General features: G+C 62.5%; 15 protein-coding genes. 7 read left to right on the forward strand and 8 right to left on the reverse strand.

The window, feature by feature from the left end; all coding sequences use genetic code 11:
• The first annotated feature begins 12 nt into the window (after window positions 1-12).
• Window positions 13-339, forward strand: a complete 327-nt coding sequence (locus HX875_RS11710) for a DUF1820 family protein (RefSeq protein ID WP_003215457.1) — start codon at window positions 13-15, stop codon at window positions 337-339.
• 40 nt (window positions 340-379) lie between these two features.
• On the opposite strand, the gene HX875_RS11715 is transcribed toward HX875_RS11710, so the two are convergent.
• The 4 genes from HX875_RS11715 to HX875_RS11730 all read right to left on the reverse strand — a co-directional run bounded on the left by HX875_RS11715 (window position 380) and on the right by HX875_RS11730 (window position 3,912).
• Window positions 380-946: a tetratricopeptide repeat protein gene (locus HX875_RS11715; protein ID WP_063026921.1), complete on the reverse strand. Its 567-nt coding sequence runs from the start codon at window positions 944-946 to the stop codon at window positions 380-382.
• 225 nt (window positions 947-1,171) lie between these two features.
• Window positions 1,172-2,455 carry a glutamate-1-semialdehyde 2,1-aminomutase gene (gene hemL / locus HX875_RS11720; protein WP_177043317.1) on the reverse strand — a complete coding sequence of 428 codons (1,284 nt, stop codon included), beginning with the start codon at window positions 2,453-2,455 and terminating at the stop codon, window positions 1,172-1,174.
• A 17-nt stretch (window positions 2,456-2,472) separates the two neighbouring features.
• A complete protein-coding gene (thiE, locus tag HX875_RS11725; protein WP_177020941.1) occupies window positions 2,473-3,096 on the reverse strand; it encodes a thiamine phosphate synthase in 624 nt (207 codons plus the stop codon).
• An 18-nt stretch (window positions 3,097-3,114) separates the two neighbouring features.
• Window positions 3,115-3,912, reverse strand: a complete 798-nt coding sequence (locus HX875_RS11730; RefSeq protein ID WP_003215474.1) for a hydroxymethylpyrimidine/phosphomethylpyrimidine kinase — start codon at window positions 3,910-3,912, stop codon at window positions 3,115-3,117.
• A 286-nt stretch (window positions 3,913-4,198) separates the two neighbouring features.
• Between HX875_RS11730 and HX875_RS11735 the strand changes: the two genes are divergently transcribed.
• The 4 genes from HX875_RS11735 to HX875_RS11750 all read left to right on the forward strand — a co-directional run bounded on the left by HX875_RS11735 (window position 4,199) and on the right by HX875_RS11750 (window position 10,694).
• Window positions 4,199-6,565, forward strand: a complete 2,367-nt coding sequence (locus HX875_RS11735) for a hybrid sensor histidine kinase/response regulator (RefSeq protein ID WP_177043318.1) — start codon at window positions 4,199-4,201, stop codon at window positions 6,563-6,565.
• Between the two features lie 91 nt (window positions 6,566-6,656).
• Window positions 6,657-8,309 (forward strand): acyl-CoA dehydrogenase family protein, encoded by a 1,653-nt coding sequence (locus HX875_RS11740; protein WP_177043319.1) that lies wholly within the window; start codon window positions 6,657-6,659, stop codon window positions 8,307-8,309.
• 172 nt (window positions 8,310-8,481) lie between these two features.
• Window positions 8,482-9,981, forward strand: coding sequence for an AMP nucleosidase (amn, locus tag HX875_RS11745; RefSeq protein WP_177043320.1), 1,500 nt, complete (start codon window positions 8,482-8,484; stop codon window positions 9,979-9,981).
• Window positions 9,982-10,052: 71 nt separating this feature from the next.
• Window positions 10,053-10,694, forward strand: a complete 642-nt coding sequence (locus HX875_RS11750) for a pseudouridine synthase (protein ID WP_029616066.1) — start codon at window positions 10,053-10,055, stop codon at window positions 10,692-10,694.
• On the opposite strand, the gene HX875_RS11755 is transcribed toward HX875_RS11750, so the two are convergent.
• On the reverse strand, window positions 10,689-10,898 hold the full coding sequence (locus tag HX875_RS11755; RefSeq protein WP_026077819.1) for a DUF2788 domain-containing protein: 210 nt from the start codon (window positions 10,896-10,898) through the stop codon (window positions 10,689-10,691). The two genes, HX875_RS11750 and HX875_RS11755, sit on opposite strands and share 6 nt — an antisense overlap.
• A 187-nt stretch (window positions 10,899-11,085) precedes the next feature.
• Window positions 11,086-11,565, reverse strand: a complete 480-nt coding sequence (locus tag HX875_RS11760) for an Lrp/AsnC family transcriptional regulator (protein WP_003194418.1) — start codon at window positions 11,563-11,565, stop codon at window positions 11,086-11,088.
• 414 nt (window positions 11,566-11,979) lie between these two features.
• Between HX875_RS11760 and HX875_RS11765 the strand changes: the two genes are divergently transcribed.
• Window positions 11,980-13,092, forward strand: a complete 1,113-nt coding sequence (locus HX875_RS11765; RefSeq protein ID WP_177043321.1) for a DUF6515 family protein — start codon at window positions 11,980-11,982, stop codon at window positions 13,090-13,092.
• Here HX875_RS11765 and HX875_RS11770 read toward each other — a convergent pair.
• Both HX875_RS11770 and HX875_RS11775 read right to left on the reverse strand, forming a co-directional pair.
• Complete coding sequence (locus HX875_RS11770; protein WP_177043322.1) at window positions 13,089-13,982, reverse strand: cation diffusion facilitator family transporter; 894 nt, start codon at window positions 13,980-13,982, stop codon at window positions 13,089-13,091. The genes HX875_RS11765 and HX875_RS11770 overlap by 4 nt on opposite strands.
• Window positions 13,983-13,997: 15 nt before the next feature.
• Window positions 13,998-14,417 (reverse strand): polyribonucleotide nucleotidyltransferase, encoded by a 420-nt coding sequence (locus tag HX875_RS11775; protein WP_177043323.1) that lies wholly within the window; start codon window positions 14,415-14,417, stop codon window positions 13,998-14,000.
• 250 nt (window positions 14,418-14,667) lie between these two features.
• Between HX875_RS11775 and hrpB the strand changes: the two genes are divergently transcribed.
• A complete protein-coding gene (hrpB, locus tag HX875_RS11780; protein WP_177043324.1) occupies window positions 14,668-17,175 on the forward strand; it encodes an ATP-dependent helicase HrpB in 2,508 nt (835 codons plus the stop codon).
• Window positions 17,176-17,257 lie beyond the last annotated feature (82 nt).

The following is a 17,257-nucleotide window of genomic DNA, read 5'->3' on the forward strand; positions in this document are numbered from 1 at the left end:
TACCCGCCCACCATGACCAAACGTGAAGCTCCAATCTACAAGGTGATTTTCCTTAACCAGGGCCAGGTGTTCGAAATGTACGCCAAGCAGATCTATCAAAGTGATCTGTGGGGCTTCCTGGAAGTGGAAGAGTTCGTCTTTGGCGAGCGCACACAGTTGGTCGTCGACCCGGGCGAGGAAAAACTCAAGGCTCAGTTCGAAGGCGTGGTGCGCAGTTTTGTGCCGATGCATTCGATCGTGCGCATCGACGAAGTCGAGCGCCTGGGCACGCCGAAAATCAGCGAAGCCCGTGGCATGAGCAATGTCATGCCGTTTCCGATGCCGATGCCAGAGAAGTAAGACAGTTGAAGGCTCCCATGCCTGGCACGGGAGCAGTCAGTCAGCGTGAAGGATCAGGCAGTGGCGAGAATGGCGAGCTGCCATCTGCGCTCTGCAGTTCCTGCAGGTAGTTGCGGAAAATCTGCCCCAGTACCTGGGTCGCCACTTCCAGTTCGTCCCGCTGCATGTGTTCGGCCACTTCATCGGCCGTGTCCAGCGCATCTTCAGCGCCATTGACCGCCGCCATTTTCAGCACGATGTACGCCTGAACGTTATTGGCCGGTACGCCTTCGCCATGGAAAAACATGGTGCCCAGCTGGAATTGCGCCTGGGCATGGCCCTGCAACGAGGCTTTCTCGAAGTAGCTCAAGGCCTTGTTGAGGTCGCGTGCGGGATTTTTACTGTCGTAGAAGTACTCGCCCAACTCGTATTGCGCCTGCGCATCCCCGCCGTCGGCCTGTTTCTGGCACGCGCTCAGGGCTTCGGCCTGGCTTTCTGGCTGGGTATTGAGGGTGCAACGACCCATCGCTGGGATTAACAACGAGTTGCCGCCTGCCTGGGCAAACGCCAGCAGCGGCTGAAGGAGCAACAGGCAGCCCAGAACCAGGGTGCGGCCGGTGCGTTTCATGGGAATCGACTTACCTCTGACGGGGCGCGGGACCCACGGGGGGATCCAATAAGCGCGCATTATGAAATAAGCAGGCACCTGCTTACAAAGTCTTTACTCGTTTTTCTGCTGCGTGGGCAAGTTATCTGCCGGATTGCAGGTAAATTCTCGAAAAAAGACGGAAATGTCTGTAAGCAAAGTAGCAAATCTGACGCCGCCAGTGGCAACGTCAGATTTTTGAGACGCTTATTTCAAGGCAGCGAAGGCGCGTTCAGCGGCATCGAGGGTCAGTTTCAGCTCGGCATCACCATGGGCGATCGAGGTAAAACCGGCTTCAAAGGCGCTCGGTGCCAGGTACACGCCACCTTCCAGCATCAGATGGAAGAAGCGCTTGAACAGATCGGCATCGCTGCCCATCACGTCGTCGAAAGTGACGATGTCATCGGCGCCACTGAAGTACAGGCCGAACATGCCGCCCGCCTGGGTGGTCACGAACGGAATGCCGGCGGCATCGGCGCGCTGTTGCAGGCCGTCCAGCAGGCGGGTGGTGTAGTCGGTCAGCTCGGCGTGGAAGCCTGGGCGGCTGATCAGGCGCAGGGTGGTCAGGCCGGCGGCCATGGCCAGCGGGTTACCCGACAGGGTGCCTGCCTGGTACACCGGGCCCAGCGGCGCGATGTGCTGCATGATTTCGCGCTTGCCGCCGAAGCAGCCCACAGGCATGCCACCACCGATGATCTTGCCGAAGGTGCTCAGGTCTGGCGTCACGCCGTAGTAAGCCTGGGCGCCGCCGAGGGCAACGCGGAAACCGGTCATCACTTCATCAAAAATCAGCACCACGCCGTGCTTGTCGCACTGTTCGCGCAGGCCTTCCAGAAAGCCCGGTGCAGGCGGCACGCAGTTCATGTTGCCGGCCACCGGCTCGACGATGATGCAGGCCACTTCCTGGCCGACTTCGCTGAGCATCTGCTCCACCGCACCGATATCGTTGAACGGCAGGGTCAGGGTGTGTTTGGCAAACGCAGCCGGCACACCGGCAGAGCTCGGTACGCCCTGGGTCAGCGCGCCGGAACCGGCCTTGACCAGCAGGCTGTCGGAGTGGCCGTGGTAGCAGCCTTCGAATTTGATGATGCTGTCACGGCCGGTGAAACCACGGGCCAGGCGAATCGCACTCATGGTGGCTTCAGTGCCGGAGCTGACCATCCGCACCATCTCCATGGACGGCACGATGGCGCACACCAGGTCCGCCATCTCGGTTTCCATGGCGGTCGGTGCGCCATAGGACAGGCCGTGTTGCAGCTGCTGGCGCACCGCATCCAGCACGTCCGGATGGCTGTGGCCGAGGATCATCGGGCCCCACGAACCCACGTAGTCGACGTAGCGCTTGTCATCTTCGTCGGTGACGTAGGCGCCTTCGGCATGCTTGAAGAACAGTGGTGTGCCGCCAACGCTCTTGAACGCTCGCACGGGGGAGTTCACACCGCCGGGGATGTGTTTCTGGGCATTGGCAAACAGGGTTTCGGAACGGGACATGATCGTGTTCTCTGAATTCAAGATTTTAGAAGATCGTTGAAAGCGCGGGCGCGGCGCGTGACTTCCTGGGTGCTGTCGGCACCAAACAGGCCGTGGACCACTGCCAGCAAGTCGGCACCATGGGCCACCAACGGCTCGGCGTTTTCCAGGGTGATGCCGCCAATCACGCAGATCGGCAGGTGCAACCGCGCGCGGGCCTGGGCCAGCAGTTCAACGGTGGCCGCCGGCGCGCCGGGCTTGGTATTGGAATTGAAGAAGCGGCCGAAGGCGACGTAACTGGCCCCTTCGCGCGCGGCCTGCTCGGCCAGTTCGATCTGGCTGTGGCAGGTGGAGCCGATAATTGCCTTGGAGCCCAACAAGGCGCGGGCCGGGGTCAGCGGGCCGTCGGTCTGGCCCAGGTGCACGCCGACGCCGAGGCGCGCGGCCAGTTCGGCATCATCGTTGATGATCAGTTGCGTCTTGTAGCGCGAGCACAGCTCCCGCAGTTTTTCGGCTTCCCGCAGGCGGCGTGCTTCGTCGCTGCTTTTGTCGCGGTATTGCAGCAGGGTCACGCCACCGTCCAACGCCGCTTCGACGTAGGCCAGGAACTTGCCGGCCAACAGTTGGCTGTCGGTAATGGCATAAAGGCCACGTAGTTTCATCGGGCAGGCCTCTTGTTGTTACGAGCAGAAATCCAACGGCAGACGACGAGGCACGAATTGCCCCTGGCCGAGTTGTTCAGCGTCACGCAGGGTGCGCCAAGTGTAGTTGAGGGCCGATTGCACGGCGCTGACCAAACCTTCGCCCTGTGCCAGCCGACCGGCCAGCGCGCTGGCCAGGGTGCAGCCGGAACCGTGATAACTGCCGGGCAGGCGCTGGCAGGTGAAGGTCTGGTGCGTGCCGTCGCGGCTGTAGAGGCGGTTGTGCACTTCGTGCTCGTCGCCATGGCCGCCGGTGATCAGCAGGTGCTTGATGAAGGGCAGTAACTTCGCGGCGCATTCGTCCGCCGTGCCTTCGGGCAGTTCAGCGAGGATGCGCGCTTCGGGCAGGTTCGGCGTGGCAATCAGCGACAGTGGCAACAGCCGTTCGCGCATCGCATAGCCAACCTCATCCTTGCCCAGGCTGCCGCCACCACCGGCGCGCAGCACCGGGTCGCAGACCACCGGCAAATGCGGGTGCGCCTTGAGCAATTCGACCACGGTGTCGACCATTTCCAGGGAACCGAGCATGCCCAGTTTCACTGCGGCCACTTCGGAGTCGCCGAGCACGGCGTTGGCCTGGGCCAGCACCCACTCACGGTCCAGCACGCGGAAATCGCTGACGTTGACCGTGTTCTGCACGGTCAGCGCGGTGACGGCCGGGGCCGCATGACAACCCTGGGCGAGCAGGGCTTCGATATCTGCCTGCAAGCCGGCGCCACCACTGGGATCATGGCCGGAGAGACAGAGGACAACGGGGCGAGAGCTGTAGATATTCATGGTGCGCGAGCTTACCACCAAACGCTTTTTGGGTGGCTGTCGGGCGATGGTTGAATTTTTAGTGGATAAGTATGGCGAAATGGCTGTTTGCTATCATCGTGAAATACAGGTCAAATGCCCTGTAATGCCCGCTCTAGAGCCTTTCAAAAAATCATTTGAATAGTGTCTTTTGGCCTGTAATGGCTATGCTAGAGTGGATTGAAACCAATAACTGTATCGCCGGTATACGTCTGCTCAAAAGGAATGGAGGCTTTTGACATAACCGGACAGGTCACGCTGGGGCTCTATGCGCTATTTGCTGATGTTACTGTTGAGCGGGCTGCCGATGCTGGCCGGCGCAGTCGAGTTCAACGAGACCACCACGCGGTTGCCCCTGGGCCAAGTGATGCAAGTGCTTGAGGACCCAAGTGGCGCCCTGACCATTGGCGATATCAGCTCGCCGGTCCTCGCCAGTCGCTTCAAGACCCATGACAAAGCCACCTTGAATGCCGGCTATTCACGCTCGGTGTTCTGGCTCAAGCTCGACCTTCGTTACCGCCCGAAAAACCCGGATGTCTCGCGCCACTGGCTGCTGGAACTGGCCTACCCGCCGCTGAACCAACTGGAGCTGTACCAGCCCGACAGCGTTGGCAACTATCGACTGGTCTCGCGCACCGGCAGCAGCCTGCCGTTTTCCAGCCGCGAAATCCGCCAGAGCAACTACCTGTTCAAGCTCGACTTCTTGCCTGGCCAGCAGGAAACCCTGTACCTGCGCCTGCAAAGCCAAGGCTCGATCCAGGCGCCGCTGACCCTTTGGTCCACCACCGCGTACCTCGAAGAGCAGCCGTTGCGCCTCTACGTGCTGGGTGTGATCTACGGTGTGCTGCTGGGCATGCTGGTCTACAACCTGTTCATCTACCTGAGCGTGCGCGACACCAGCTACCTCTACTACATCCTCTATATTGCCTCGTTCGGCCTGTATCAACTGTCGGTCAACGGCGTGGCCGTGCAGTACTTCTGGCCCGACAGCCCGTGGTGGGCGAATGCGGCGGTGCCATTCCTGATCGGTTCGGCGGCGCTGTTCGGCAGCCTGTTTGCCCGCAGCTTCCTGCACACCGCACTTTACAGTCGCTGGATCAACCGGCTGTTGCTGGCGCTGGCGGTCAGCGGTGCAGTCGTGATGGTGCTGGCGCTGTTCACCAGTTATGCACTGGCCCTGCGCCTGGCCACCGGTTTGGCGCTGGTGTTCACCGTGACCATCTTCGTCGCGGCCATCAAGGCCTGGTACTGCGGCCAGCGCATGGCGCGTTATTTCATCATTGCCTGGACCGCGTTCCTGTTGGGCGGTGTGGTCAATACGATGATGGTGCTGGGTTACCTGCCCAATGTGTTCCTCACGATGTATGCCAGCCAGATCGGCTCGGCACTCGAAGTGGCGTTGCTGTCCCTGGCCCTGGCCGACCGCATCAACTCGATGCGCGAGCAACAGGCGCAGATCCTGTTTGACGCCAGCCAGAAGCTCGAAGTGCTCAACACGCAACTGGCCCGCAGCAATCGCCTCAAGGATGAATTCCTCGCCACCCTGACCCACGAACTGCGCACACCGATGAACGGTGTGATCGGTTCCCTGGAGTTGATGCAGACCGAGCCGCTGCAAGGCGACCTCGCCCAGTACCATCAAACCGCCGCCGGCTCGGCCCGCGAGATGATGCGCATGGTCAACGGCATCCTCACCCTCACCGAATTGCAGGCCGGGCGCCTCAGCCCGCAGCCCGAGGTGTTCAGCCTGCGTGGGTTGCTCGACACCTTGAGCCAGCAGTTCGCGGCCAGCGCCCAGAGCAAGGGCCTGGAGTTTTCCATCGATCTGGCGGATGAGTTGCCGGACCGAGTCAGCGGCGACCCCGGCAAGCTGGCGCAATGCCTGGATTGCCTGCTGGACAACGCCTTCAAGTTCACCCACGAAGGGTCGGTGCGGGTGCGGGTAGTCGGCGTGCCACAGGCCGACGGGACGTTGCGCCTGACCTTTATCGTCACCGACACCGGCATCGGGTTCGCTTACCTCGACGAGGCGACCCTGTACCAACGCTTCTTCCAGCTGGATGGCTCGACCACCCGTCGCTACGGCGGCATGGGCATCGGCCTGGCGATCTGCCGGCAATTGATCGAATTGCTCGGTGGGCGCCTCACCCACAATTCCGAGCCTCGCCGCGGCAGTCGCTTCCAGCTGGAGCTTGCGGTCAGCCCGCTGCCGCCCGTGCGGCGAGCACCCCAGGCACAACGCACACCGCAGGAGTGCACGGTGTTGCTGGTAGACGACAACGGTGTGGCGCAATTGGTGGTGCGCGGCATGTTGCTCAAGCTCGGTTACCGCGTGAAAACCGTCGACAACGGGCCAGCGGCCCTGGCGCTGTTGCAAAGTGACACCTTCGATGCGGTGCTGCTGGACGTACCGGAGGGCGGGTTTTCGCTGTGCTGCCAGATTCGTGCATTGCCGGGTTGTGGAGAGCTGCCGGTGATTGCCCTGAGCAGCTCGGCGCAAAGCCCCGAGCGAGACGATTGCCACGGTGTGGGCGTGACGGATCGATTGGCAAAACCGGTACGATTTGATGCCTTGCAGGCGATGTTGCATATTCGGTTGCTGTCAACGGAAAAGGGCGAAAGTGCAGACATTTAGGCATTTATCCCCTTTTTCTTTCTGGTGGGGTGGTGCTTAACTCAGAAACAGGCCTTTGAATCAGCAGGCCAACTTTTTCGAGGAGGCTGCCATGAACCTGCACCAGTTCGCCGAAACCCACGACGTCACCAACCAGCCACCGTCCCTGGACGGCACCAACCTGTACCGTATCGATTTGCCGTTGCAAGACTGGTCCCGGCGCTTTGGCGCCGGCTGGGCCGAGCAGCGCATTGATACCTACGGCGCACTGGCGGGCGGGCCGTTGATGGAAGCCGGGTTCCTGGCCAACCAGAACAAACCGGTGTTCAACAGCCACGACCGTTTTGGCCATCGCATCGATCTGGTGGAATTTCATCCGGCCTATCACGAACTGATGCGCACCGCCGTCGAGCATGGCTTGCCGTCGTTGCCGTGGGCCCATCCGCAATCCGGCGCCCACGTGGCCCGTGCGGCCATGACCTACTTGCACAGCCAGGCCGAAGCCGGCACCGGCTGCCCGTTGACCATGACCTTCGCCTGCGTCCCGGCCCTGCGTTTGCAGCCGGACCTGGCAGAAACCTGGCTGCCGAAAATCCTCGCCACCGAATATGACCCGCGCAACGTCGGCATTGCCCACAAGGCCGGCGCCACCATCGGCATGGCCATGACCGAGAAACAGGGCGGCACCGACGTGCGCGCCAACACCACCCGCGCTTACCCGGTGGGTGCCGGCGGCCCGGGCCAGGCGTATGAGCTGGTGGGGCACAAGTGGTTCTGTTCGGCGCCGATGTGCGACGCCTTTCTCACCCTGGCCCAGACCGACAAGGGCCTGACCTGTTTCCTGCTGCCCCGGCACCGCCCGGACGACACGCGCAACGAGTTCTACATCCAGCGCCTGAAGAACAAACTTGGCAACTGCTCCAACGCCTCCAGCGAAGTGGAGTTTCGTGGTGCGTTGGCCTGGATGATCGGCGAGGAAGGGCGCGGTGTACCGACCATTATCGAGATGGTGGCCATGACCCGTTTCGATTGCATGGTCGGCTCCAGCGCCTTGATGCGCCAGGCGCTGACCCAGGCCAGCCATCACTGCGCCCATCGCCTGGTGGGCGGCCGGGTGCTCAGCGAGCAACCGCTGATGCAAAACGTGCTGGCCGACCTGGCCCTGGAAAGCGAAGCGTCCCTGGCCTTGAGCATGCGCATGGGCCGCGCGCTGGACCACCTGGATAACGAACAGGAAGCCAAATTCGCCCGGCTGGTGACGGCGGTCGGCAAATATTGGATCTGCAAACGCGCCCCCGCGATGATCAACGAAGCCGCCGAATGCATGGGCGGCGCCGGGTATGTGGAGGACAGCATCCTGCCGCGTTTGTACCGTGAGGCGCCGGTCAACTCGACGTGGGAAGGTTCCGGGAATGTGCAGTGCCTTGATGTGCTGCGGGCGTTGTCGAAAGAGCCGGGCGTGTTGGAGGCATTGTTTGTCGAACTGGGGGATGGCCACGGTCACCGGCAACTGGCGCGGCACATCGAACAGTTGAAGTCGGCCTTCATGGACACCCAGGACATCCAGTACCGTGCCCGGCAGCTCACCGAGGACATTGCCGTGGCGTTGCAGGCCAAGCTGCTGCTGGAGGCGGGCAACGCCAGTGTGAGTGATGGCTTTATCGCCAGCCGGCTGGGCGAGTCGTCGGGCCGGGTATATGGCACCTTGCCGCGTGGTGTGGAGGTGGAGGCCATTGTCGCTCGATCGACACCTCTATTTTCCTGAACAAACACGGTCAAAACGTGGGAGCTGGCTTGCCTGCGATAGCGGTGGGCCAGCTGGCATCAATGTAATAGGCAGACCGCCATCGCAGGCAAGCCAGCTCCCACAGGGAATGCAGGGTTCTTGCAGGCGCATTCCAATTCCGGTGTTCCAGTGCGCCAGGGATACAGGCAAGATGAGGGCCTGCAAGTCAGAACACAGGATGCTTACCGTGACCGAAGCTTTTGTTGTCGTTCAAACCGCCGAAGAAGCCGTGGATCGGCTGGCGGCTCTCCATGAGCGTGCCACTGGCGCGCTCAATCAAGCCCTCAAGCGCTACCTCAAAGACCGCGTCGAACCCGACGCCGAACAACGTGCGATGTTTCGTTACCCGGAACTTCGCCTGACCTACCTGGTGCAGGGTGAAGTCCCACAGACCACCCGGGCATATGCCAAGGTCCAGCTGCCGGGGACCTACAGCGTCACCGTCACCCATCCGTCAGCCTTCCGCAAATACCTGCTGGAGCAACTGGTGCCGTTGATGCACGACTTCACCGTGACGGTGGAAGTGGGCGTCAGCCAGCAGAACATTCCCTACCCGTACGTGGTTGAGCAGGGCGACGAACTTGCCGGCTCCGGCGTGACTGCCGCCACGCTCGCGCGGGTGTTCCCGAGTACCGACCTGTCGGCTGCCACCGATGGCATCGCCGACGGTCTCTACGACTGGGAAAACACCGACCCGCTGCCGTTGGCGCTGTTCGACGCAGCCCGCGTCGACTTCTCCCTGCGCCGCCTGGTGCACTACACCGGCAGCGACTGGCGCCATGTGCAGCCGTGGATTCTGCTGACCAACTACCACCGCTACGTTGACCAGTTCATCGTGCACGGCCTGGAACAGCTGCGCAGTGACCCGCGCTTTATCCGCATGGTGCTGCCGGGCAACGTGGTCATCGACAAGAGCATGGACCACGGCGAAGCGTCTGCCATCGCCGCGGGCGTGGTCTGGCACCGTTACCAGATGCCGGCCTACCACCTGCAGGCCAGCGATGGCCACGGCGTGACCCTGGTGAACATCGGCGTCGGCCCGTCCAACGCCAAGAACATCACCGACCACCTGGCCGTGTTGCGCCCGCATTGCTGGCTGATGATTGGTCACTGCGGCGGCCTGCGCCAATCCCAGACCATCGGCGACTACGTGCTGGCTCACGCCTACATGCGACGCGACGGGATTCTCGACCGCGTCGTACCGCCGAACATCCCGATCCCGGCCCTGGCCGAAGTGCAGATGGCCTTGCAGCAAGCGGCGGCCAACGTCACCGGCGAGAAGGGCGAAGAGCTGAAAAAACGCCTGCGCACCGGCACCGTGCTGACCTACGACGACCGCAATTGGGAGCTGCGCTGGGCCCAGGAACGTCCGCTGATCAACCTGTCCCGCGCCGTGGCCGTGGACATGGAAAGCGGCACTATCGCCGCCCAGGGCTACCGCCTGCGGGTGCCGTACGGCACGTTGCTGTGTGTGTCGGACAAACCGCTGCACAGCGAGATCAAGCTGCCGGGTTCGGCCAACGCGTTCTATGAGCGTGCGGTGAGCCAGCACTTGAAGATCGGCATCGAGGCGGTGGACCTGTTGCGCACTGAACTCAACTCGCTGCACTCGCGCAAACTGCGCAGCTTCGACGAGCCGCCGTTCCGCTAAACGGTTGGGATGGTTATTTAACGGTCAGGCCACTAGCATTGTCGGTCCTGACCGTTAGATGTTCCTTTGCCATGTCCCGTCCTGCCCGTCCCGTTTCCCGCCGCCCCGGTGTGAAAAGTCCGCAAACCTCGTCAGCCCCGCGTCGTGTCGCCAAGGCGCCACCGGCCGAGCCCAAATTGATCCTGTTCAATAAACCCTTCGATGTACTGACCCAGTTCAGCGACGAAGGCGGGCGCGCGACCCTCAAGGATTTCATCGACATCCCCGGCATCTACCCGGCCGGGCGGCTGGACCGTGACAGTGAAGGCCTGTTGCTGCTGACCAACGACGGCCAGCTACAGGCGCGCATCGCCGATCCCAAGCACAAGCTGGCGAAAACTTATTGGGTGCAGGTGGAAGGCGAGCCGACCGAGGAACAGCTGCAACGCCTGCGCGACGGTGTGGAACTCAACGACGGCATGACCCTGCCCGCTGAAGCCCGGCAACTGGACGAGCCGCAACTGTGGCCGCGCAACCCGCCGGTGCGGTTTCGCAAAAGCGTACCGACCCATTGGCTGGAGTTGGTGATTCGTGAGGGGCGTAATCGTCAGGTACGACGCATGACGGCGGCGGTGGGTTTGCCGACGTTGCGGCTGGTGCGGGTGCGGATTGGCGACTGGTCGATCGACGGCCTGGACCAGGGCCAGTGGAAGGAAGTGCCGGCGCGCTTATAAGGCGCCGGACTCGATCAGGCCGATCACCACGCTCTTGATGATGAACGCAGCAACGCCCAGTCCCAGCACGAAGAACAGGATCATCGAGCCAAAGCGCCCGGCCTTGGATTTCTTCGCCAGGTCCCAGACGATAAAGCCCATGAAAATGATCAGGATGCTGACCAGGCCGGTCATCATCCATTCTTCAAACACGGCGGGGTCAATCGAGTTCATCGGGTCGTTTCCGGCGGGGGCAGGGTGCCGATTATACGCCAGGGCAGTCGGCGCGACATTGACCTGCGTCGGTCTGTGGGAGCTGGCTTGCCTGCGATTGCATCACCTCGGTGTCTCTGAAAGACCGAGTCGTTTGCATCGCAGGCAAGCCAGCTCCCACATTTGTTCCGCTCCGGCCTTAGGTGCGCAGGTGGGTCAGCGGCAATTCGGTGCTGTTGAGCACCTGGTTCAGCACAAAGCTCGAACGCACGCTGGTGACACCTTCGATGCGGGTCAGGTGGCCCAGCAGCAGTTTCTGATAGTGATCCATGTCTGGCACCACCACCTTCAGTTGGTAGTCGGCGTCCATCCCGGTCACCAGGCTGCATTCCAGCACTTGCGGCAAGGTGCGGATGGCCGCCTCGAAATTCTCGAAACGCTCGGGTGTGTGTCGGTCCATGCCGATCAGCACGTAGGCCGTCAGGCTCAGGCCGAGCATCTTGCGGTCGAGCAGTGCGACCTGGCGGGCGATGTAGCCGTCGTCCTCCAATTGCTTGACCCGGCGTGAGCACGGCGAAGGCGACAGGCCGATGCGCTCGGCCAACTCCTGGTTGGAGATCCTCGCGTCGCGCTGCAATTCCGCCAAAATACTCAGGTCGTATCGGTCAAGTTTGCTCATGGGGCTGGCCTTTGTCGTAACTATTGCGGCGAATTATCTATCCAGGGTTAAAAATTGCGCAAGCACTGTTTATTGACGCAATCTTCGCAATCATCTGCCCGAGGCCCAGGCGTAGAGTTATCAACAGAATCACTGCCCGGACATACAGTCCACTGCAGCCCGCCAATAAGGCCGGCTGCGGCCGCCAACCCCACAGGGTTGCCCCGGCCCCCGGGCTGCACACTGTCCACAAGACGGCGTGAGGTGAGCCAACGTCAAAAGCGTTGAGCCAGGACGAAGTTCTCAAGGGGCGACCGACGGGTCGCCCCTTTTTATTGCCTGCGAAAATACTTCTCGTGACTGATAACCTGTCGCAGAACCGGGCCCCGGTTTTCCAGTCTTACGTGTAGGCCCTAATCCGCAGTGAGGAATAGCATGAAGCGCATCTGGCGTTTGGCAGGTGTTGGTTTGCTGATGGTAACCGTTGGTGCGCAAGTGATGGCCGACGAACAGCCACGCTCTGAAGGCGGTGGCCAGCATGAGGAAGGGCGCCCGGGCAACCAGCCGCGGCCGCAGAATAACCAGCCTCGACCGCAAAACAATCAACCGCGTCCTGAAGCTCCTCGCCCGGAGAACAATCAGCCGCGTCCGCAGAACCAGCATTTCGAAAATAATCAGCCACGGCCGCAGAATCAGAATGTCGAGCGCCCGAATGGCGGGGGCCAGTGGCAAGGTCGTCCGCAAGGCAACCAGCAGCCACAGCAACAGCCGCATCCGGCGAATAACCTGCCGATCCAGGGTCGCCCGGACACCGTGCGCCAGACCCAGGAACCGCGTCCCGGCAACTACCAGGACATTCCCCGTCGCAACAACGATGGCAACCAGCATTGGCAAGCCGGCAACGGCGGCCAGGGTGGTCCGGGCCGTCCCGGTTTCAACGGAGGCAACGGCGGCGGCAATAACCATCCCAATGATCACCGCTGGCCAGGCCGCCCCGACGGGCACGGCAATGGTTGGGGCCCTGGCCCGCAATACCGCCCGGGCTACATGGTCGACCGCTTCCCCGATCGCAACTACCGCGTGCCATATCGCGGCCAGGACTACTTCTTCTCGGGTGGCTACTGGTACCGTCCACAAGGCCCGCGCTACGTCGTCGTAACGCCGCCTTACGGGATTCGTGTGCAATACCTGCCGGATTACGCGCGGGAAGTGTGGGTGGGCAGTGCGCTGTTCTTCCTCGCCGCGGGTGCCTATTACACCTACGAAGAAAGCAGCCAGCAGTACGTAGTGGTGCAGCCGCCACCGGCCGCGCCAGCGCCGCAACCCGTGCCTCAGGGCAATGGTTATGACGTGGTGGCTTACCCGGCCAATGGCCAGTCACCGGCGCAAGTCCAGCAGGATGGCTATGACTGCTATCGCTGGGCCGTGCAGCAAAGTGGTTTTGACCCAAGGACCGTCACCTACGCACCCGACCCGGCGGTGGTGCAAACCTACCGCCAGGCCCAGGGCAACTGCCTGACCAGTCGCGGGTATCAGGTGCAGTACTAGGCCTTCGCGCCCGTGACCACTTCCTGCGGGTCGGCGTGCACCAGCACTTCGGCTCGCGGGTAGGCTTTGTGGATGGCATCGGCGGCCTGGTCGCTGATGCCATGGGCCACTGACAGGCTCAATTCCCCCGGTAATTCCAGGTGCAACTGCACAAACCAGTGGCTGCCGGAAATCCGCGTGCGCAAGTCATGGGCGCCCAATACCCCGGGCACACTGCACGCCAGTTCCAGCATGTGCTGGCTGACATCCGGCGGCAGTTCCTCGTCCATCAGCACCGAGAAGCTCTCCCGGGCGATCTGGATTGCGCTCCACAAGATGTAGGCCGCGATGCCCAGGCCAAACCAGGCGTCCACCTGATGAAAACCGAATGCCGCCAGCACCAGCGCCAGCAGGATGCTGCCGTTGAGCATCATGTCTGAGCGGTAGTGCAGCGAGTCGGCGCGGATGGCGTTGGAGCCGGTTTCGCGGATTACCCGGTGTTGCAGGATGAGCAGCGCCGCCGTCAACGCCAGGGACAGGATGATCACGCCGATACTCAGCCACGGTGCGCCCACAGGTTCCGGATGCTGCAAGCGCTGGAACGCCTGGAACGCGATCAACACTGCACTGCCGGCGATAAAAAGTGCCTGGGCCATGCCCGACAGGGATTCCGCCTTGCCGTGGCCATAACGGTGATCGTCATCGGCCGGGCGCAATGCGTAGTGCACCGCCAGCAAGTTAAGCAACGAGGTGACGCCGTCGAGCAGCGAGTCGGTCAACCCGGCGAGCATGCTCACCGAGCCACTGAGCCACCAGGCGATGGCCTTGGTCACAATCAGCACACAGGCCACGCCGACGGAAGCGCGGGTGGCCAGGCGCAATAGCCGGGCGTGTTCGGGACTGGTGGTCATGGGGCGGGTCAGTCCTTAAGCGGCGGGTTGCAGGCCCAGGGTGGCGAGCTGTTGCACGCTGCCCTTGAACTGAATCATGCGCGGGTCGTCCAGCGGCAGGTTACGCCCGGTTTCTTTCTGGATGATGGTTTGCAGCTTGGCGTTGTCGACCTTGCCGTCGGCGCCGATGGCTTGCTGGAGTTTTTCCGGAGCGACCTGTGCGGTCTTGCCAGGCTCGAAGTAAATCGCGCCGGTGGCGAAGTCGACACCGAAGGCAATCAGGCCCGGGATTACATAGAACAGCAGGCCGACTGCATCGAGCACGGCAATCGCCGGGTCGATCTTGCCGTCGATCTGGCCACGGCGGTCGGGGTAGAAAATCGAGCCGCAGGCCGTCAACTGGCTCAGCAGGGTGACGGCCAGAACACCGCCGATGATACGGGAAGCAACACGCATGGGACTCTCCTTGAACATAATGAAAGTGACTATAAGCCAGTCTACAAGGCGACGATGATCAAATGTGGGAGCTGGCTTGCCTGCGATGGCGGTGGTTCAGTGTCTGGTGTATTGGCTGACACACCGCTATCGCAGGCAAGCCAGCTCCCACCTTTGACCGCATTCCCATCAGGACGGGGCAGTGTCGTTGAGACCACCACCGACACCCGGCAGTTCGCCGTTATACTCGCCGCTCTGCTTTGGAGCCAGTATGAATTCGTTGCCAATCGATGATGTTTTACCCGCCCTGCGTGACGCCTTGGCGACGCGCCATGAAGCCGTGCTCGAAGCACCGCCCGGCGCCGGTAAAACCACGCGGGTGCCGCTGGCGCTATTGAATGAACCCTGGCTGGCCGGGCAGACCATCCTGATGCTCGAACCCCGGCGCCTGGCCGCCCGTGCCGCTGCCGAGCGCCTGGCCAGCGAGCTGGGGGAAAAGGTCGGTGAAACCGTCGGCTACCGCATCCGGCTGGACAGTAAAGTCGGCCCCAACACCCGGATCGAAGTGGTCACCGAAGGCATCCTCACCCGTCGCCTGCAGGATGACCCGGCGCTGGACGGCGTGGGTTTGCTGATCTTCGACGAATTCCACGAGCGCAGCCTGGACGCCGACCTGGCGCTGGCCCTGAGCCTGAATGGCCGGGACCTGTTTCGCGACGAGCAGCCACTGAAAATCTTGTTGATGTCCGCCACCCTGGAAGGCGAACGCCTGGCCGGGTTGCTGGACGATGCGCCGATCCTGCGCAGTGAAGGGCGCATGTACCCGGTGCAGATGCGCTGGGGCCGGCCGTTCCAGCCTGGGGAGTTTATCGAGCCACGGCTGGTGCAGACCATCCTTGAAGCCCTGCACGATGAGACCGGCAGTGTGTTGGTTTTCCTGCCGGGCCAGGCGGAGATTCGTCGGGTCCATCAGCAGTTGGCTGACGCACTCGGTGGTAACACCGATGTGTTGCTGTGCCCGTTGCATGGCGAGCTGGACCTGGCCGCCCAACGCGCCGCCATCGACCCGGCGCCCGCCGGCAAGCGCAAGGTGGTGCTGGCCACCAACATTGCCGAGACCAGCCTGACCATCAACGGCGTGCGCGTGGTGATCGATGCCGGGCTGGCGCGGGTCCCGCGTTTCGACCCGGGCAGCGGCATGACCCGCCTCGACACCCAGCGCATCTCCCGCGCCAGCGCCACCCAGCGCGCAGGCCGGGCAGGGCGCCTGGAGCCGGGGGTGTGTTACCGGTTGTGGTCCGAGGACCAGCATGAAGGGCTGGCGGCGTATTCCAGTGCGGAAATTCTCTCGGCGGATCTTTCCGGTCTGGCTCTGCAACTGGGCCGTTGGGGCGTGGCGCCCACGCAGTTGGTGTGGCTCGACGTACCGCCCACCGCTGCTTATGCACAGGCTCAGGATTTGCTTGAGCGCCTCGGCGCGTTAAGCGGCGACAAGCTGACCGCCCATGGCCAGAAAATGGCCGGGTTACCGGCGCATCCACGTATCGCTCATCTGTTGTTGCGCGGCCAGGATCTGGGTCTGGCAAACATGGCCTGTGACGTGGCAGCACTGCTGGGGGAGCGCGATATCCTGCGTGGTGCCGGCGCGGACTTGCACAGCCGTCTGGCCTTGCTGTCCGGCGAAGAAAAGGCCCGTGGCACTCAAGGTGGCGTGCAGCGCGCCCGGCAACTGGCCCGGCAATACCGTGGCTATTTAAGAGGCAAGGCCGAGCAGCCAGTGGCTGATCCCGATCACCCGCGCTGGCTTGGCGCCTTGCTGGCGCTGGCCTATCCCGATCGAGTAGCGCAACAACGCCGTGCGGGCGGCGCCGAATACCGCCTGGCCAACGGCCGCGCCGCGCTGTTCGCCGAAGCCGACAGCCTGATGAAACAGCCCTGGCTGGTGATCGCCGACTTGGGCAGCCGCCAGGGCCAGCGCGAAGAACGGATTTACCTCGCGGCGGATTTTGACCCGGTGCTGTTCGACTCGGTGCTGGCCGAGCAGGTGCGCAATGTCGACCAACTCGATTGGGACGAGCGCGAAGGCGTGCTGCGCGCCGAACGCCAGCGCAAGGTCGGCGAACTGGTGCTCAGCCGCGAGCCGCTGACCGGCCTCGACGAGTCTGCCCGCAGCCAGGCGCTGGTCAACCTGGTAAGGCGCAAAGGCCTGGAGCTATTGCCCTGGACCCCGGAGCTGCGCCAATGGCAAGCGCGTGTGAAGCTGCTGCGTGATCTGGATACCGGCAAGGCCAGTGAATGGCCGGACGTCAGCGACAGCGCCTTGCTCGCCAGCCTGGAACACTGGTTGATGCCGTACCTGGGCAAGGTGTCGCGCCTGAGCCATTTCGCCAATCTGGATATTGCAAGCTTCCTGCATAACCTGCTGCCGTGGCCGTTGCCCCAGCGTCTGGACGAGTTGGCGCCGCACCATCTGAAGGTGCCGTCGGGTTCGTCGGTGCGTCTGGACTACAGCGAGCAGCCGCCGATTCTGGCGGTGCGCTTGCAGGAATTGTTCGGGTTGGCGGACACGCCGCGCATTGCCGGCGGGCGGCAGGTGGTCAAGCTGCATCTGCTGTCACCGGCCAGGCGCCCGGTGCAGGTAACCCAGGACCTGGCGAACTTCTGGCGCAGTACGTACGCCGAGGTGAAGAAGGATTTGAAGGGGCGGTATCCCAAGCATTACTGGCCGGATGATCCATTGATTGCTGAACCGACTGCCCGGATCAAACCGAGAAAGTAAGCGCGCCGAAGATCAAATGTGGGAGCTGGCTTGGCTGCGATGGCATCACCTCGGTTTGTCTGATAGACCGAGGTGCCTGCAT

It is taken from the genome of Pseudomonas yamanorum, assembly GCF_013386765.1.
GTDB lineage: Bacteria > Pseudomonadota > Gammaproteobacteria > Pseudomonadales > Pseudomonadaceae > Aquipseudomonas > Aquipseudomonas yamanorum_A.

Bases quoted from the DNA above. Each gene is read 5' to 3' on its own strand.
- HX875_RS11710 (WP_003215457.1), top strand. From the start codon at position 13: ATGACCAAACGTGAAGCTCCAATCTACAAGGTGATTTTCCTTAACCAG.
- HX875_RS11715 (WP_063026921.1), bottom strand. From the start codon at position 946: ATGAAACGCACCGGCCGCACCCTGGTTCTGGGCTGCCTGTTGCTCCTT.
- hemL (WP_177043317.1), bottom strand. From the start codon at position 2,455: ATGTCCCGTTCCGAAACCCTGTTTGCCAATGCCCAGAAACACATCCCC.
- thiE (WP_177020941.1), bottom strand. From the start codon at position 3,096: ATGAAACTACGTGGCCTTTATGCCATTACCGACAGCCAACTGTTGGCC.
- HX875_RS11730 (WP_003215474.1), bottom strand. From the start codon at position 3,912: ATGAATATCTACAGCTCTCGCCCCGTTGTCCTCTGTCTCTCCGGCCAT.
- HX875_RS11735 (WP_177043318.1), top strand. From the start codon at position 4,199: ATGCGCTATTTGCTGATGTTACTGTTGAGCGGGCTGCCGATGCTGGCC.
- HX875_RS11740 (WP_177043319.1), top strand. From the start codon at position 6,657: ATGAACCTGCACCAGTTCGCCGAAACCCACGACGTCACCAACCAGCCA.
- amn (WP_177043320.1), top strand. From the start codon at position 8,482: ATGAGGGCCTGCAAGTCAGAACACAGGATGCTTACCGTGACCGAAGCT.
- HX875_RS11750 (WP_029616066.1), top strand. From the start codon at position 10,053: ATGTCCCGTCCTGCCCGTCCCGTTTCCCGCCGCCCCGGTGTGAAAAGT.
- HX875_RS11760 (WP_003194418.1), bottom strand. From the start codon at position 11,565: ATGAGCAAACTTGACCGATACGACCTGAGTATTTTGGCGGAATTGCAG.
- HX875_RS11765 (WP_177043321.1), top strand. From the start codon at position 11,980: ATGAAGCGCATCTGGCGTTTGGCAGGTGTTGGTTTGCTGATGGTAACC.
- HX875_RS11770 (WP_177043322.1), bottom strand. From the start codon at position 13,982: ATGACCACCAGTCCCGAACACGCCCGGCTATTGCGCCTGGCCACCCGC.
- HX875_RS11775 (WP_177043323.1), bottom strand. From the start codon at position 14,417: ATGCGTGTTGCTTCCCGTATCATCGGCGGTGTTCTGGCCGTCACCCTG.
- hrpB (WP_177043324.1), top strand. From the start codon at position 14,668: ATGAATTCGTTGCCAATCGATGATGTTTTACCCGCCCTGCGTGACGCC.